Consider the following 15,140-nt stretch of genomic DNA (forward strand, 5'->3'; position numbering starts at 1 on the left):
TCCCGTCAGCCGAAGAAGTTCCGGACGTGGTGCAGGCCGTCGATCAGTGCGTCGACCTCGCCCGGCGTCGAGTACAGGTAGAACGACGCCCGCGTGGTCGCCGGAATTCCGTACCGGAGGCAGACCGGACGCGCGCAGTGGTGTCCGACGCGCACGGCGATGCCCTGCTCGTCCAGCACCTGGCCCACGTCGTGCGGGTGGATGTCGCCGAGGGTGAAGGAGATCGCGGCACCGCGGTCCACGGCCGTGCGCGGACCGATGATCCGCAGGTCGGGGACCTCCAGCAGGCGCTCCACCGCGTACTCGGTGATCGCGTGCTCGTGCGCGGCGATCTTGTCCATGCCGATGGCCGACAGGTAGTCGATGGCCGCGCCGAGCCCGACCGCCTGGGCGATCGGCGGGGTGCCGGCCTCGAACTTGTGCGGCGCCGGGGCGTAGGTGGACGAGCCCATGGTGACGGTCTCGATCATCTCGCCGCCGCCGAGGAACGGCGGGAGGTCCTCCAGCAGCTCCTGGCGGCCCCAGAGCACGCCGATGCCGGTCGGGCCGAGCATCTTGTGGCCGGTGAAGGCGACGAAGTCGGCCTCCAGCGCCTGGACGTCGAGCACCATGTGCGGCGCGGCCTGCGAGGCGTCGATGACGACCAGCGCGCCGACCGACTGGGCCTTGCGGACGATCGTCTCGACCGGGTTGACGGTGCCGAGCAGGTTGGAGACCAGGGTGAAGGAGACCACCTTGGTCTTCTCGGTGATCAGCTCGTCGATGTCGGACAGGTCGAGCCGGCCCTCGTCGGTGAGCCCGAACCACTTGAGCTTCGCACCGGTGCGCTGCGAGAGCAGCTGCCACGGGACGATGTTGGAGTGGTGCTCCATCTCCGTGATCACGATCTCGGAGTCGGCGTCGACCTTGTACGGCTCGTCGGCCCAACCGAGCATGTTGGCAACGAGGTTGAGCGACTCGGAGGCGTTCTTGGTGAAGATCACCTCGTTGCGGCTCGGCGCGTTGACGAAGGCCGCGACCTTGTCGCGGGCGCCCTCGTACAGCGCCGTGGCCTCCTCGGCGAGCACGTGCACGCCGCGGTGGACGTTGGCGTTGTGCCGCTCGTAGTAACCGTTCAGCGCCTCCAGCACCTGGCGCGGCTTCTGCGAGGTCGCCGCGTTGTCCAGGTAGACCAGCGGCTTGTCCTCGTGGAGCAGACGCTGCAGGACCGGGAAGTCCTTGCGGATCGCGTCGGTGTCCAGCAGTCCCGTAAAAGCGTGGGTCACTCGGAAGCGCCCCCCTTCACATACGCCTCGTAGCCCTCGTTCTCCAGCTTGTCGGCCAGCTCGGCGCCGCCGGACTCGACGATGCGGCCGCCCGCGAAGACGTGGACGTGGTCGGGCTTGATGTACCGCAGGATGCGGGTGTAGTGGGTCACCAGCAGGGTGCCGACCTCGCCGGTGGAGCGGACCCGGTTGATGCCCTCGGAGACGATGCGCAGCGCGTCGACGTCCAGGCCGGAGTCGGTCTCGTCGAGGATCGCGATCTTCGGCTTGAGGAGCTCCAGCTGGAGGATCTCGTGGCGCTTCTTCTCACCGCCGGAGAAGCCCTCGTTGACGTTGCGCTCGGCGAACGCCGGGTCCATCTGCAGGGCGGCCATCGCCTCCTTGACCTCCTTGACCCACAGCCGCAGCTTGGGGGCCTCGCCGCGGACGGCGGTGGCGGCGGTGCGCAGGAAGTTGGAGACCGAGACGCCGGGGACCTCGACCGGGTACTGCATGGCCAGGAAGACGCCGGCCTTGGCGCGCTCGTCGACGGACATCTCCAGGACGTCCTCGCCGTCCAGCAGCACGGTGCCGCCGGTGACGGTGTACTTCGGGTGGCCGGCCAGCGAGTAGGCCAGGGTGGACTTGCCGGAGCCGTTCGGACCCATGATGGCGTGGGTCTCGCCCTGCTTCACGGTCAGGTCGACGCCCTTCAGGATCTCGCGCGGGCCGTTCTCGGCGTCGACGGAGACGTGCAGGTCGCGGATTTCAAGGGTTGCCATGTGTACTCAGGACTCCTGGTTGACGGAGACGAGCACATCGTCCCCTTCGATCTTTACGGGGTAGACAGCGACCGGCTTGGTGGCGGGCAGGCCGGAGGGCTTGCCGGTGCGCAGGTCGAAGCTGGAGCCGTGCAGCCAGCACTCGATCATGCAGTTCTCGACCTCGCCCTCCGAGAGCGAGACGTTCGCGTGCGAGCAGGTGTCGTTGATCGCGAACACCCCCTCGTCGGTGCGGACGACCGAGACCGGCACGCCGTTGAGGTCCACGCGCTTGGGCACGTCCTCCTGGAGGTCGCTCAGCGCGCAGGCACGCAGGAAGCTCATCGGGATCAGACCGCCGCTTCCAGCTCTGCGTCGATCTTCACCAGGAGCTGCTCCTGGACCTCGGCGACCCCGATCTGCTGGAGCAGCTCGGCGAAGAAGCCGCGGACCACCAGACGGCGGGCCTCGTCGGCCGGGATGCCGCGGGCCATCAGGTAGAACAGCTGCTCGTCGTCGAAGCGGCCGGTCGCCGAGGCGTGGCCGGCGCCGACGATCTCGCCGGTCTCGATCTCCAGGTTCGGGATCGAGTCGACCCGGGCGCCGTCGGTGAGCACCAGGTTCCGGTTGAGCTCGTAGGTGTCGGTGCCGAGCGCGGCGGCGCGGATCAGCACGTCGCCGACCCAGACCGCGTGGGCGTCCTGGCCCTGCAGCGCGCCCTTGTACGCCACGTTCGACCGGCAGTGCGGCGTGTCGTGGTCGATGACCAGGCGGTGCTCCAGGTGCTGGCCGGCGTCGGCGAAGTACAGGCCGAACAGCTCGGCCTCGCCGCCGGGGGCCGCGTAGTTGACCCGCGGGTGGAGGCGCACCAGGTCGCCGCCGAAGGTGACGACCACGGACTTGAACGAGGCGTCCCGGCCGACCAGCGCGCTCTGCTGGGCGACGTGGACGGCGTCCCGGTCCCAGTCCTGGACGGAGACGAAGGTGAGCTTGGCACCGTCGCCGACCAGCAGCTCGACGTTGGCGGCCCGGGTGCCGGTGCCCTCGTGGTTGAGCACCACGACGGCCTCGGCGAACGGCTTGACGTCGATCACCACGTGGGCGAAGCGGACCCCGCCCTCGGCGCGCACGTCGATCCTGACCGGCTCGGTCAGCACCGCGTCCTTGGGGACGGTGACCACCAGGGCCTGCTCGAACGCGCTGAACGCCTGCGCGGCGACCCGGTCGACCGGCGTGCCGGCCTTGCCCAGCCGGGCGTCGTCGCGGCCGACGGTCTCGGCGGTGACGCCGTCCGGCAGCGCGAACTCGACCTTGTCCGCGCCCCGCTCACCGGCGGCGGCGGTGCCGTCGTGCAGGCCGGCGAGGCGGTGCAGCGGGGTGAACCGCCAGTCCTCCTCGCGGCCGGTGGGCACCGGGAAGTCGTTCACGTCGAAGGACGGCTTGACCGCGACGCGCGCGTCGATCGGCTGGTGGACGCTGGTCCGGCCGGTGCCGGGGCCGGCGAGCTGCTCGCCCGCGCCGGCGGTACCGACCTCGATCGAACCGGCGGTGGTGGAGCCGGTGGTGTTCTGAACGTCAGCCATGGCTGTTCGTAGTGCTCTCTTCCTCAGGAAATCCGGATGGATGGCAGCGGTTCGGCCGGTCGTCAGCCGACCGCGCCCTCCATCTGCAGCTCGATCAGCCGGTTGAGCTCCAGCGCGTACTCCATCGGCAGCTCGCGCGCGATCGGCTCGACGAAGCCGCGGACGATCATCGCCATCGCCTCGAACTCGGTCATGCCCCGGCTCATCAGGTAGAACAGCTGGTCCTCGCTGACCTTGGAGACGGTCGCCTCGTGGCCCATGGACACGTCGTCCTCGCGGACGTCCACGTACGGGTAGGTGTCCGAGCGGGAGATGGTGTCGACCAGCAGCGCGTCGCACAGCACGTTGGACTTGGCGCCCTTGGAGCCCTCACCGATCTCGATCAGACCGCGGTAGGAGGTCCGGCCGCCGCCGCGCGCCACCGACTTGGAGACGATGTTGGAGGAGGTGTTCGGCGCCATGTGCACCATCTTGGCGCCGGCGTCCTGGTGCTGGCCCTCGCCCGCGAAGGCGATCGACAGGGTCTCGCCCTTGGCGTGCTCGCCCATCAGGTAGACGGCCGGGTACTTCATGGTGACCTTGGAGCCGATGTTGCCGTCGACCCACTCCATGGTCGCGCCCTCGTACGCCACGGCGCGCTTGGTGACCAGGTTGTAGACGTTGTTCGACCAGTTCTGGATGGTCGTGTAGCGGCAGCGGCCGCCCTTCTTGACGATGATCTCGACGACCGCCGAGTGCAGCGAGTCGGAGGAGTAGATCGGCGCGGTGCAGCCCTCGACGTAGTGGACGTAGGCGTCCTCGTCGACGATGATCAGCGTCCGCTCGAACTGGCCCATGTTCTCGGTGTTGATCCGGAAGTAGGCCTGGAGCGGGATGTCCACGTGCACGCCCTTCGGCACGTAGATGAACGAACCGCCGGACCACACCGCCGTGTTCAGCGCGGCGAACTTGTTGTCGCCGGCCGGGATGACGGTGCCGAAGTACTCCTTGAAGATCTCCGGGTGCTCGCGCAGCGCGGTGTCGGTGTCCAGGAAGAGGACGCCCTGCTCCTCCAGGTCCTCGCGGATCTGGTGGTAGACGACCTCGGACTCGTACTGGGCGGCGACACCGGCGACCAGGCGCTGCTTCTCCGCCTCCGGGATGCCCAGCCGGTCGTAGGTGGCCTTGATGTCCGCGGGCAGGTCCTCCCAGGACTCGGCCTGCTTCTCGGTGGAGCGCACGAAGTACTTGATGTTGTCGAAGTCGATGCCGGTGAGGTCGGAGCCCCAGGTCGGCATGGGCTTCTTGCCGAACAGCTTGAGGCCCTTGAGCCGCAGGTTCAGCATCCACTCGGACTCGTTCTTCTTCGCCGAGATGTCGCGGACGACCTCCTCGCTGAGCCCGCGCTTGGCCGCGGCGCCGGCGGCGTCCGGGTCGGCCCAGCCGTACTCGTAATTGCCGAGGCCTTCGAGCTCGGGGTGCGAAACGGTGTCAGTCATGCGAGCTTCCTAACGCGCGGACGCTGAATCTTCGGTGGACGCGGAGTTTTCATGTGCTGGCAGTCGGCACTGCATCGGAACCGCGGCCCGCCGGGGGCTGGGCAGGCGACGATGCGGCACCGGGTGCCGGCACATAGGTGGTGCAGACCCCGTCGCCGTGGGCGATGGTGGCCAGCCGTTGCACATGGGTGCCCAGGAGCTGGGAGAAGACCTCGGTCTCCGCCTCGCAGAGCTGCGGGAACTGCTCGGCGATGTGCGCGACCGGGCAGTGGTGCTGGCAGAGCTGGGCGCCCGCCGGGGCCTTGGCCACGGCCGACGGGACACGCCGCACCGTGGCAGCGTACCCGTCCGCGCTCAGCGCCTGGGCGAGGGCCTCCGGACGCTCCTGCGCCTCGGCCCCCAGCAGTGTCTCCCGGTACTTCTCGCCCTGCTTGCCGAACCGGGCGCGGGCGAAGGCGGCGACCGCCTCCTCGCCCGCCTTGCCGCCGCCCACCGCGTCGGAGATCCAGCGCAGCGCGTCGGCGGCGAGCTGGTCGTACGCCTGGTAGAAGGCGTCCCGGCCGGCGTCGGTGAGGGCGAAGACCTTGGCGGGGCGGCCCCGGCCCCGGCTGCCGTAGACCCGCTGTTCGCGGGACTCGACCAGACGGGCGGCGGCCAGGCCGTCCAGGTGGCGGCGGACGGCGGCGGCGGTGAGGCCGAGCCGGGTCGCCAGGTCGGCGGCGGAGGAGGGGCCGTGGTCCAGGATCGACCGGGCGACCCGGTCCCTGGTGGCCCGGTGGCCCTCCAGCAGCACCTCGGCGGCCGTCACGGGCACGTCGCAGCCGGGGGCCGACTCGGCCTCCTGCTGCGGGGTGTGCTCGCGCATGTTTTTCACAACACCAGTGTTGCGTAATTACTTCCGGCAGGACAAGCCGTGATGCAGGCCTCACTCGTGTCATCTGTCACGCAGGTAAGCCTTACCTGACCTGCATCGATGATCACCAAGGCCGGCCTCCGGACCGGGCGTTCGGCCCGGGTGTTCGGTCCTCTTAGACTCGCCGGTATGCATTCCGAACCCGCGGTCCAGGTCTCCGGGCTGGTCAAACGCTACGGCGACAAGGTCGCGGTGGACGGCCTCGACCTGACCATCGCGACCGGCGCGATCACCGCCGTCCTCGGCCCCAACGGCGCCGGGAAGACCACCACCATCGAGACCTGCGAGGGCTACCGGCGCCCCGACGCCGGCACCGTCCGCGTCCTCGGCCTCGACCCGGTCGCCCAGAGCGCCGCCCTGCGGCCCCGGATCGGCGTCATGCTCCAGTCCGGGGGCGTGTACGCGGGCGCGCGCGCCGTCGAGATGCTCCGGCACACCGCCAAGCTGCACGCCCACCCGCTGGACGTGGACGCCCTGGTCGAGCGCCTCGGCCTCGGCTCCTGCGGCCGCACCACCTACCGCCGGCTCTCCGGCGGCCAGCAGCAGCGGCTCGCCCTCGCGATGGCCGTGGTCGGCCGCCCCGAACTGGTCTTCCTGGACGAGCCCACCGCCGGCCTCGACCCCCAGGCCCGCCGCGCCACCTGGGACCTGGTCCGCGACCTGCGCCGGGACGGCGTCACCGTGGTCGTCACCACCCACCACATGGACGAGGCCGAACAGCTCGCCGACCGCGTCGCCGTCGTCGACCGCGGCAAGGTCATCGCCGACGGCACCGTGACCGAGCTGTGCCGCGGCGGCGCCGAGGACGCCCTGCGCTTCGACGGCCCGCCCGGCCTCGACCTCGGCCCGCTGCTCAAGGAGCTGCCCGCCGGCGCCACCGCCACCGAGACCGCCCCCGGCAGCTACCGCGTCGAGGCACCCCTCGACCCCAGCCGGCTGCTGGCCACCGTCACCGGCTGGTGCGCGGCCTCCGGCATCCTGCCCGAGCGGCTGGCCGTACAGCGCCGCAGCCTCGAAGACGTCTTCCTCGACCTGACCGGACGGGAGCTCCGCTCGTGACCACCACGACCGACTACGCGCCGAAGCCCGGTGCCGCACCCGTCGGCCGGATGCTGCTCGCCCAGACCGCCTTCGAGACGAAGATGCTGCTGCGCAACGGTGAGCAGCTGCTGCTCACCGTGGTCATCCCGACCGTGCTGCTGGTGCTGTTCTCCGCCGTGGACGTCGTCACCGTGGAGGGCCCCGGCAAGCGGGTCGACTTCCTGGCGCCCGGCCTGCTCGCCCTGGCCGTGATGTCCACCGCCTTCACCGGGCAGGCCATCGCCACCGGCTTCGAGCGCCGCTACGGCGTGCTCAAGCGGCTCGGCGCCAGCCCGCTGCCGCGCTGGACGCTGCTGACCGCCAAGACCGGCTGCGTCCTGGTGACGGAGGTCCTCCAGGTCGCCCTGCTGTCGGTGATCGCCCTGGCCCTCGGCTGGTCCCCGCACGGCAACCCGTTGGCCGTCGCCGCCCTGCTGGTCCTCGGCACCGCCGCCTTCTCCGGGCTCGGCCTGCTGATGGCCGGCACCCTCAAGGCCGAGGCCACCCTGGCCGCCGCCAACCTGGTGTTCATCCTGCTGCTGCTGGCCGGCGGGGTGATCGTGCCGCTGGGCAGGTTCCCGGACGCCGTGCGGTCGGCGCTGGAGCTGCTGCCGATCTCGGCGCTCTCGGACGGGCTGCGCTCGGTGCTCCAGCACGGCTCCGGGGTGCCCTGGTCGGATCTCGGGATCCTGGCCGGCTGGGCCGTCCTGGGGCTGGCCGCGGCCGCCCGGTTCTTCCGCTGGGAGTAGCCGCCCGGAGCAGCCACCCGGAGCAGCAGCCAGGAGTGGCCACCGGGAGTGGCCGCCTCCCCGTCAACGCCTGACGCCCCCGACCTGTTGAGGTCGGGGGCGCCAGGTGTTCTAGCCGGTCACCGGGGGTCAGCCCTGGGTGCCGCCGCGACGCTTGCGGGCGAGCAGCACGAGCGCGCCGCCGACCAGCAGCACGCCGCCGCCGGCCGCCGCGATCATCGGGGTGGCGTCATTGCCACCGGTCTGGGCCAGCGCCGGGGCGCTGGTGCTGGGCGCCGGGGCCGGGGCGGCCGGGGTCGTCCGGCTGGGGGTCGGGGTCGGGGTGGCCGACGGGGTCCCGCTCGGGGTGGGCGTCGTCGACGGGGTGCCGGTCGGCGTCTGCGTCGGGGTCGGCGTGGGGGTGGGCGTCTTGGTGGGGGTCGGGGTGGGCGTCGGGGTCGGGGTGTGGCACGGCGCGATGGTCTTGGTCTCGTCGATGTTCCACCCCTTCTCCGCCGGGGTCTCGGTGGTCTTGACCACCAGGTGGGCGACGATCGGGGCGTCGTGGTCCTTCACCGGGTACTTGCCGTGGAACTCCGCCGGGAACCCCTGGGCGTCCACGACCTTCTCGTCACCGATGGTGAGGCTGACGGTGTTCTTCACGTCGGCCTTGGGGCTGTAGTTGATCAGGTCGACCACGACCTTGTCGCAGGTCACCGACCAGGTCGGCACGTGCGCCGAGGCGTTGGTGGCCAGTGCCAGCGGCAGGAGAATTCCGGCCGCCGCCGTACCGGCGAGTGCCGCCGCGCCCATCCGAATGTGCCGCTGCTGTCGCGCCATTACCCTGTTCCCCTCCGAACGGTCGTACGCAGCAGGCGGGTTGAAGTGGTTCGCAGTGGCCCACTACGACATGTCCGGGGGACTCTACCGGCACTTCCGCACCTCGCCACACCCCGCCGTACGACCGGATTTCGTCTGTCCGTGCGTTCTTGGATGTGCTCGACCAGCCCATCACAGCCGCCACCTCGCAGAACGCGAATTCGGCACACTTGAATGAACTTGGTCACTTTCAGAACAACGGCGCCCCCGGTGATCAGGTTCAATCACCGGGGGCGCCCTGTCGACACGTCGACGAACGGTCGGAGCACTCAGGCCTTTCAGGCCCCTCAAGGCCCCTCGGACCCCTCAGGTCCCTCAGGCCCGCTTCGCGGCCTTGCGCCGGGCCGCGACCACGATCCCGCCACCGGCCGCCAGGACGACGGCGCCGCCGATGGCCAGCGGCAGAACCGGGCCGGAGCCGGTGTGCGCCAGGTTGCCGCCCTCGTTCGCGGACGCGGACGGGCTGGCCGAAGCACCGCCCGGCACGGCCGCCGAGGAGGAGGCGGACGGACTGGCCGAGCCGCTCGGGCTCGGCCTGCCGGTCACCGGGGTGCTCGGGGAGCCGGACGGGCCGGTCGAGGCGCTCGGCGTCACCGGAGTGGTCGGCGTGCCGGACGGCGTCACCGGCGGGGTGACCGGCGGCGTGGCCGGGGTGGTCGGCACGGTGGTGCCGGGCAGGCAGCCGGTGAAGGGGAAGTGGTGGGTCTCCGCGCCGGAGGTACCGGTCAGCGAGGCCGCGATCACCGAGCCGTTGATCGGCGCACCGCCGGACGGCGGCTGGCCGTTGACACCCGGGGTGTTCAGCGAGACGGCCGCGTTCGGCGCCAGCACGGAGCCGGCCCAGGCGGCGTCGCCCTTCTTGGTCACCTTGGTCGCGGTCGGGAAGTTCCAGAGCAGCTTGGAGCGGACGGCCCCGTTCGACGCGCTCTGCAGCTTGTCGTCCAGCACGAAGTCCGACTTCCCGGCGTCCCAGAGGAAGAAGCCACTGGTCCCGGCCGCGGCCATGTCGTACGAGCCGCCGGTCACGTTGATGACGGCCACCGCGCCGACCGGGACCTTCACGTAGACGCCCTTGGCGCCCTGGAGCTTCCCGGCGTCGACGGTGAAGCTGTTGTACGTGGCGTCGCCGCCGGTGAAGGTCAGCTTGCCGCCGTCGGCCTGGACGGTCGCCCCGGCGGTCTGCGGCACGGCGGCCAGCGCGGTGGAGGCAGCGCGCAGCTTGGCGAACTCGGCCTTGAAGTCGATCGGCGAGGCGCCCTGGGTGATCTTGCCCTGGTGGGCCTCGACCACGGCGCCGTCGGCCTTGGAGCCGTAGACGCCGTTGCCCTTCATCACCTGGGTGTTGTGGCCGGTGATCCTGCCCGCGACGACCAGTGCGTTCTTGCCGGGCAGGGCGTCGACCTCGGCGGCGGTGAGCTCCTGGCCGACGGAGAAGCCGCCGGTGAAGTTCGCGTTGCCGCCGACGGCGACGGCGCCCTCGGCGTCGGGGGTGTGGGTGTCGTCGCCCTCGATGAACTCGCCGTAGAGGTTGGCGACCCCGAGGCTGCGGCACTGCTCATCGGTGCCGGTGGTGCCGACGGCCTGGGCAGCTGGGGCGATCAGGCTCGCGAGTGCGAGCGAGCCGCCGACCGCGAACGCGGCGGCGGAGGTGGATATGCGCATGTGCGGGTCTCCGCTTGTGCGGGAGGAGTGGGAGAGGCCCGAAATAGGTATGGACCAATCCGCACTCTTTCGGCCAAACGGGTGAATGGTCAAGACCACTGACCGCCTTGTCCGAACAGTCCGGTTTGATCACCGGCGGCCGCACCCCGCGCCCCGCCCCAAGATCGCCCGTAAGGCCGCCTACGATGGAGCGCGTGCTGAACCCCTTCTCCCTGCTCGCCGAGCGCTGGCAGCCCTCCGCCGCGATGGTCCGGCGCGCCACGTTCGCCGCGCTGGTGATGAGCGTGGTGATCGTCGTCACCGGCGGCGCCGTCCGGCTCACCGCCTCCGGCCTCGGCTGTACGACGTGGCCCCGCTGCACCGCCGAGAGCCTGACGCCCACCGCGGAGATGGGCTTCCACGGCATCGTCGAGTTCACCAACCGGATGCTGACGTACGTGCTGAGCGCGGCCGTCGGCTGGGCGATCCTCGCCGCGCGCTGCCACCGGCCGTGGCGGCGCAGCATGACCAAGCTCGGCTGGGCCCAGTTCTGGATCGTGATGAGCAACGCGGTCCTCGGCGGCATCACGGTGCTGACGGGCCTCAACCCGTACACCGTGGCGCTGCACATGATCGCCGCGATGGCGCTCGTCTGGGTCGCCCTCCTGATGTGGGAGCGCTCGAAGGAAGGCGACGGCGCCCCCAAGCTCGCGGTCGCCCGCCCCATCCACCAGCTCTCCTACGTCCTGGTCACCGTGGTCGGCCTCCTGGTCGCGGCAGGCACCCTGGTCACCGGAGCCGGCCACCACCCGGGCACCCCGCAGGACAACAAGATCGTCCCCCGCATCCCGATCGACTACGACAGGTTGGCCCAGTTCCACGCCGACTTCGCGTTCGTCTCGGTCGGCCTCACCATCGCGATGATCTTCGTCTTCGCAGCCGTGAAGGCCCCGCCCGCAGCCAAGGCCCGCACCAGGGAACTGCTGATCGTCCTGCTCCTTCAGGGCGTCCTCGGCTTCATCCAGTACTTCACCGACGCGCCGGAACTCATGGTCGGCCTGCACATGTTGGGCGCAAGCCTGACGTGGATCGCCGCCCTCCGCATCCCCCTCGCCCTCCGCACCCGCGAGGTAGAGGAGAAGCTCACCGAACTCCCCACCCAGGCCCCCCAGGCCGCCGCAGTCTGAGCACCGTCGCTGTGTCACAACAGCCGCCGTCCATCGTGCGTACGGATGCTCGGTGCCGAATCCTCTCGAAGCGCGTCCAGGACACGCACGGCATAGGCCTCTGCCATGCGCTCGGATACCTCGTCCGCCGTGAGCCAGCCGACTTCAATCGATTCATCCGAGAGCTGCACTTCTCCGCCCTCAGGCCGACAGCGAAAGACGAGCGCGACAACCCCTCGCCGCAGGTTCTTGTAGACCCCGGTCAGCCGCTCCACACCAGCATGGATCCCGGTCTCCTCGTAGACCTCCCGGCACACTCCGTCCTCGATGCCCTCATCCAACTCCAGCACGCCACCCGGCGGCTCCCACGCCCCGTTGTCAGCCCGCCGGATCGCCAACACCCGCCCGTCCTCCCGCACCACCACCCCCGCAACGGAAACAGAGTGGAGCGGCGTCACCTTCGCGCCGCCGGGCGGGTCAGTTCGAGGACCATCACGTCATGCCGGGCCGCGCCCTCCCAAGGGATCGCCGCCCCGACGCGCCTGTAGCCCCACGCTCGGTAGGACGCCTGGGCCGCAGTCGCCTCTGCTCGGGAGTTCAGCATCACCCGGGCATTGTCGATGCCCTCGATGAGGACGCGATGCATGCGGGTGGCGACGCCCTGGCGGCGCCACCCGGGTCGGACCGCCAGCTCGAAGAGGCCGAACGTGCGGTTGCCGTCTTCACACCGGAGATCCTCGGACACGGGATCGATCAGGGCGTCCCACCATCCGCTGTCCGCCGACAGCGGGTAGCCGTACGCCATGCCCACGACGGTGTCACCGTCGAAGGCGATCGCCGCCCGGAACCCCCGCCGACGCGCCTGCGAGCGGAACCGGCGAAACGCCCGCTCCACGTCAACCGGCCCATCGCCGTAGGGGGCCTCCGCGAACGCCTCCGCGAACACCGCCTTCAACCGGCCCTCCAGCTCGGCCGCTTGCTCACCATCCAACAGCCGAACCGCCACCATCACGCCTCCCCTGCCCATGAACGTCACGTAGTCCGTTCGGAAACGCTTCCGAGAGCAGGCCTGAGCAGGTCGAGCACATGGGCCCAGCTGTACTCGTCGCGCGCCCCGCCGGACTTGGGTTTGTGCGGCACGGCGTCGCCGATCAGGACACCCATCGACCGCAGCCGGGACAGGCTCTCCGAGTAGGCCGGGTGAGCGGCCAAGGCCGAGTTGACGTAGGGCTGGACGGCGACGGGAATGCCGAGCCCGTACGCCTCGCAGAGGATGCCCAGCGCGAGTGTGTCGGTGATTCCGAGGGCCCACTTGTTGATCGTGTTGAAGGTGGCGGAGACGACCGCGATCGCATCGGCCCCTGGCAGCGGCCGGGAACTGCCGGGTGTGCGCCAGGCCGAGCGGATCGGATAGCCGGTCTGGGCCTCGATGGCTTCCTGGTCCAGGAAGGGAAGCGTGTTCGGAGTGGCGATCACCCCGACGCTCCACCCCTCCGCGTGGGCAGCGGTGATCAGTTCGCCCACGCCATCAGCGATTCCCGAGGCGCAGACGACGACATAGAGGAAAGGCTCAGCGTGCTCGGTCAAAACCTGAACTCCTGTTCGTAGGAACACAACCCGCCCCCTTCGGCGAGTATCGTCCGAGTGGCTGCTACGAACGGAGTACCAGTATGCCCAGGCACATCTCCGAGCACACGGGCGAGCGCATCGCCCAGTACCGCAAGCTCCGCCACCTGACCCAGCGGGAACTCGCCGCTCGTGCCCATATCTCCTACAGCATGCTGACCAAGGTCGAACAGGGGGCCAAGCCGGCCACACCCGCGGTAATCGCTGCCGTCGCCCGGGCGCTGTTCGTCCAAACCGTCGATCTCACCGGTCAGCCGTACGTGACCGAGTTGCAACAGGACGAACTCGACGTGCTGATCCAGCCGATCCGCGAAGCACTCGATCTGTACGACCTCGGCGCCGATCCCGAGGTTGCCCCGCGCTCGATGGACGAACTGCACTCCGCCTCGGAGCAATTGTGCGCCCAGATCCGCGAGACCCGTATCAAGGACGCCGCCCGAACCCTTCCAGCTCTGATGATCGAGGCCACCACGGCCGCACACACGGCACCTTCCGAGAAGGCATGGCAGGTGCTGGCAAGCACCTACCGCACGGCCTACGACATCACCACGAAGTTGGGCTACAGCGATCTTTGCGTCGTGGCCTTGGACCGCATGGCCTGGGCGGCCGAGCGCGCATCCGACCCGGTGGTTGCCGGAGTCCGCCAGTACCTGCGGTCGCTGGTCTACCTTCGAGCAGGCCAGTACGACATCGGGAAGCGACTCGTAGGAGTCGGCATGGGCACCCTCGAACAAGCCGACCACAGTCGGCCCCGGGATGTGGCGGTCGGGCAACTACACCTCGGCGCAGCCATGTTGGCCGCGCGATCCGGGGACGGCGACACGGCAGCCGAACACATCGCGGAGGCCGGGCGCATCGCCGAGGTGACCGGCGAGGCCATGCGAGTGCACTGGCTCTCGTTCGGACCGACGAACGTCGCCGTCCACCAAGTTGCGACCCTGGCCGAGCAGTACCGGTACGCAGAAGCCGTCCGAGCCGCCGAGCAGGTCCAGATCCCTGCGGAGTGGCCCGCCTCGCGGGCTGCCGCACACATCGCAGAGGTGGCACGGGCACAGTTGTGGATCGGCCGCTCGGAGGCCTCGCTGAAGTCGCTGCAGCGCGCAAGGGAGCTGGCGCCACAGCAGATGCGCTACCACCCAATGGTGCGGGAGACGGTTACCGGGCTCGTCTCAGCCCGCCGCTCGACACCGGACACTCTCGCGCACCTGGCGCACTGGGCCGGCATCTGATCATCACTCTCTGAGGCTGGACTATCACCAAGGAGTGATAGTCCAACCCTTCCCTTGCGGCGATGCTCTCCGTAACGAGATCGCCACGCCAAGGAGAAGCGCCGATGAACCTCCTCTCGAACGTTGTGAGAGGCGACGCCCTGCTCCAACGGGGACCGGATGCGAGCGTCCACTCGTCCGCCGAACTGGCGACCATCTGCCTGCCGTACCGGCCCGAATCAGTGGGCGCCGCCCGGCGCTTCGTGCGCACGAAGCTGCGGGAATGGGGGCTGGACGACCTGGTGGACGACGCCGTCGTCATCGTCAGCGAACTGGCCACCAATGCGGTCGAGACCTGCTGCCGGACCCGCATGTTCGTCGGCGTCCGCCGCCCCACCGACCGGACCGTCCGCATCCTCGTCGGTGACGGGTCCCGCTCGATGCCCGTGATGGTCCAGGCCGGCCCCGACGCCACCTCCGGCCGGGGTCTGGCGATGGTCCACCGACTCACCCACGGCCGCTGGGGCGTCACGCCCCTCCCGTTCGGCAAGGTCGTCCACGCCGACCTCGCGACGCCCACGCCGACCTCCCGGTGAACTCGCCACCTCCCGAGCCGAGTTACGGCTCCGCTGACACTCCCCCGACGCTCACCCTCGCCCCCGACCCCACCCGGGTCTGGGCCGCCTACGGAGTGTCCACCGCCGCGGGCCTGCACGTCATCGCCGCGGCCCTGATCCTGATCAACCGCTCCCACTGAACTCCCGTCCGCGCCGCCGGCCCCCCGGCGCCGACCGGGGCGGGCGGGGCGGCGCGCGCCGCGACGGCGTAGCTGG

General features: G+C 70.2%; 17 protein-coding genes. 6 read left to right on the forward strand and 11 right to left on the reverse strand.

Annotation, left to right across the window (positions count from 1 at the left end; genetic code table 11):
• Positions 1–5: 5 nt before the first annotated feature.
• The 6 genes from ACFWXO_RS14380 to ACFWXO_RS14405 all read right to left on the reverse strand — a co-directional run bounded on the left by ACFWXO_RS14380 (position 6) and on the right by ACFWXO_RS14405 (position 5,931).
• A complete protein-coding gene (locus ACFWXO_RS14380) occupies positions 6–1,265 on the reverse strand; it encodes a cysteine desulfurase (protein WP_375888440.1) in 1,260 nt (419 codons plus the stop codon).
• Positions 1,262–2,026 (reverse strand): Fe-S cluster assembly ATPase SufC, encoded by a 765-nt coding sequence (gene sufC, locus ACFWXO_RS14385; protein ID WP_375888437.1) that lies wholly within the window; start codon positions 2,024–2,026, stop codon positions 1,262–1,264. Before sufC ends, ACFWXO_RS14380 begins: the two co-directional genes overlap by 4 nt.
• Before the next feature lie 6 nt (positions 2,027–2,032).
• Positions 2,033–2,350, reverse strand: coding sequence for a bifunctional 3-phenylpropionate/cinnamic acid dioxygenase ferredoxin subunit (locus tag ACFWXO_RS14390; protein ID WP_375888434.1), 318 nt, complete (start codon positions 2,348–2,350; stop codon positions 2,033–2,035).
• A gap of 5 nt (positions 2,351–2,355) precedes the next feature.
• Positions 2,356–3,588 (reverse strand): Fe-S cluster assembly protein SufD, encoded by a 1,233-nt coding sequence (sufD, locus tag ACFWXO_RS14395; protein WP_375888431.1) that lies wholly within the window; start codon positions 3,586–3,588, stop codon positions 2,356–2,358.
• Positions 3,589–3,650: 62 nt separating this feature from the next.
• On the reverse strand, positions 3,651–5,066 hold the full coding sequence (sufB, locus tag ACFWXO_RS14400; RefSeq protein ID WP_375888428.1) for a Fe-S cluster assembly protein SufB: 1,416 nt from the start codon (positions 5,064–5,066) through the stop codon (positions 3,651–3,653).
• A gap of 49 nt (positions 5,067–5,115) precedes the next feature.
• On the reverse strand, positions 5,116–5,931 hold the full coding sequence (locus ACFWXO_RS14405; protein WP_375888425.1) for a helix-turn-helix transcriptional regulator: 816 nt from the start codon (positions 5,929–5,931) through the stop codon (positions 5,116–5,118).
• Positions 5,932–6,108: 177 nt separating this feature from the next.
• On the opposite strand from ACFWXO_RS14405, the gene ACFWXO_RS14410 reads away from it, so the two are divergent.
• Both ACFWXO_RS14410 and ACFWXO_RS14415 read left to right on the forward strand, forming a co-directional pair.
• A complete protein-coding gene (locus ACFWXO_RS14410) occupies positions 6,109–7,038 on the forward strand; it encodes an ABC transporter ATP-binding protein (protein ID WP_375888422.1) in 930 nt (309 codons plus the stop codon).
• 50 nt (positions 7,039–7,088) lie between these two features.
• The gene (locus ACFWXO_RS14415) at positions 7,089–7,808 is read left to right on the forward strand and encodes an ABC transporter permease (RefSeq protein WP_380524216.1); all 720 of its coding nucleotides are present in this window, start codon (positions 7,089–7,091) and stop codon (positions 7,806–7,808) included.
• A gap of 129 nt (positions 7,809–7,937) precedes the next feature.
• On the opposite strand, the gene ACFWXO_RS14420 is transcribed toward ACFWXO_RS14415, so the two are convergent.
• Both ACFWXO_RS14420 and ACFWXO_RS14425 read right to left on the reverse strand, forming a co-directional pair.
• Entirely contained in the window at positions 7,938–8,627 is a 690-nt protein-coding gene (locus ACFWXO_RS14420; protein ID WP_375888420.1) for an LAETG motif-containing sortase-dependent surface protein, read from the reverse strand.
• Between the two features lie 354 nt (positions 8,628–8,981).
• Positions 8,982–10,328, reverse strand: coding sequence for a choice-of-anchor A family protein (locus tag ACFWXO_RS14425; RefSeq protein ID WP_380524147.1), 1,347 nt, complete (start codon positions 10,326–10,328; stop codon positions 8,982–8,984).
• A 185-nt stretch (positions 10,329–10,513) separates the two neighbouring features.
• Here ACFWXO_RS14425 and ACFWXO_RS14430 point away from each other — a divergent pair, with 185 nt between their 5' ends.
• Positions 10,514–11,494, forward strand: a complete 981-nt coding sequence (locus ACFWXO_RS14430) for a heme A synthase (protein WP_375888415.1) — start codon at positions 10,514–10,516, stop codon at positions 11,492–11,494.
• A gap of 14 nt (positions 11,495–11,508) precedes the next feature.
• Here ACFWXO_RS14430 and ACFWXO_RS14435 read toward each other — a convergent pair whose 3' ends face one another.
• The 3 genes from ACFWXO_RS14435 to ACFWXO_RS14445 are packed head-to-tail and all read right to left on the reverse strand — an operon-like array spanning position 11,509 to position 13,060.
• Positions 11,509–11,931: an NUDIX hydrolase gene (locus tag ACFWXO_RS14435; protein WP_380524150.1), complete on the reverse strand. Its 423-nt coding sequence runs from the start codon at positions 11,929–11,931 to the stop codon at positions 11,509–11,511.
• Positions 11,928–12,500: a GNAT family N-acetyltransferase gene (locus ACFWXO_RS14440; RefSeq protein ID WP_380524218.1), complete on the reverse strand. Its 573-nt coding sequence runs from the start codon at positions 12,498–12,500 to the stop codon at positions 11,928–11,930. Before ACFWXO_RS14440 ends, ACFWXO_RS14435 begins: the two co-directional genes overlap by 4 nt.
• 5 nt (positions 12,501–12,505) lie before the next feature.
• Positions 12,506–13,060, reverse strand: a complete 555-nt coding sequence (locus ACFWXO_RS14445) for a flavoprotein (RefSeq protein ID WP_380524151.1) — start codon at positions 13,058–13,060, stop codon at positions 12,506–12,508.
• Positions 13,061–13,143: 83 nt separating this feature from the next.
• Here ACFWXO_RS14445 and ACFWXO_RS14450 point away from each other — a divergent pair, with 83 nt between their 5' ends.
• From ACFWXO_RS14450 to ACFWXO_RS14460, 3 genes are all read left to right on the forward strand, one after another.
• A complete protein-coding gene (locus ACFWXO_RS14450; protein WP_380524152.1) occupies positions 13,144–14,328 on the forward strand; it encodes a helix-turn-helix domain-containing protein in 1,185 nt (394 codons plus the stop codon).
• 104 nt (positions 14,329–14,432) lie between these two features.
• On the forward strand, positions 14,433–14,903 hold the full coding sequence (locus tag ACFWXO_RS14455; protein WP_380524154.1) for an ATP-binding protein: 471 nt from the start codon (positions 14,433–14,435) through the stop codon (positions 14,901–14,903).
• A complete protein-coding gene (locus ACFWXO_RS14460) occupies positions 14,900–15,064 on the forward strand; it encodes a hypothetical protein (RefSeq protein WP_375888401.1) in 165 nt (54 codons plus the stop codon). Before ACFWXO_RS14455 ends, ACFWXO_RS14460 begins: the two co-directional genes overlap by 4 nt.
• The last annotated feature ends 76 nt before the right edge of the window (positions 15,065–15,140 follow it).

It is taken from the genome of Kitasatospora sp. NPDC059088, assembly GCF_042738155.1.
In the GTDB taxonomy this organism is placed as follows: domain Bacteria; phylum Actinomycetota; class Actinomycetes; order Streptomycetales; family Streptomycetaceae; genus Kitasatospora.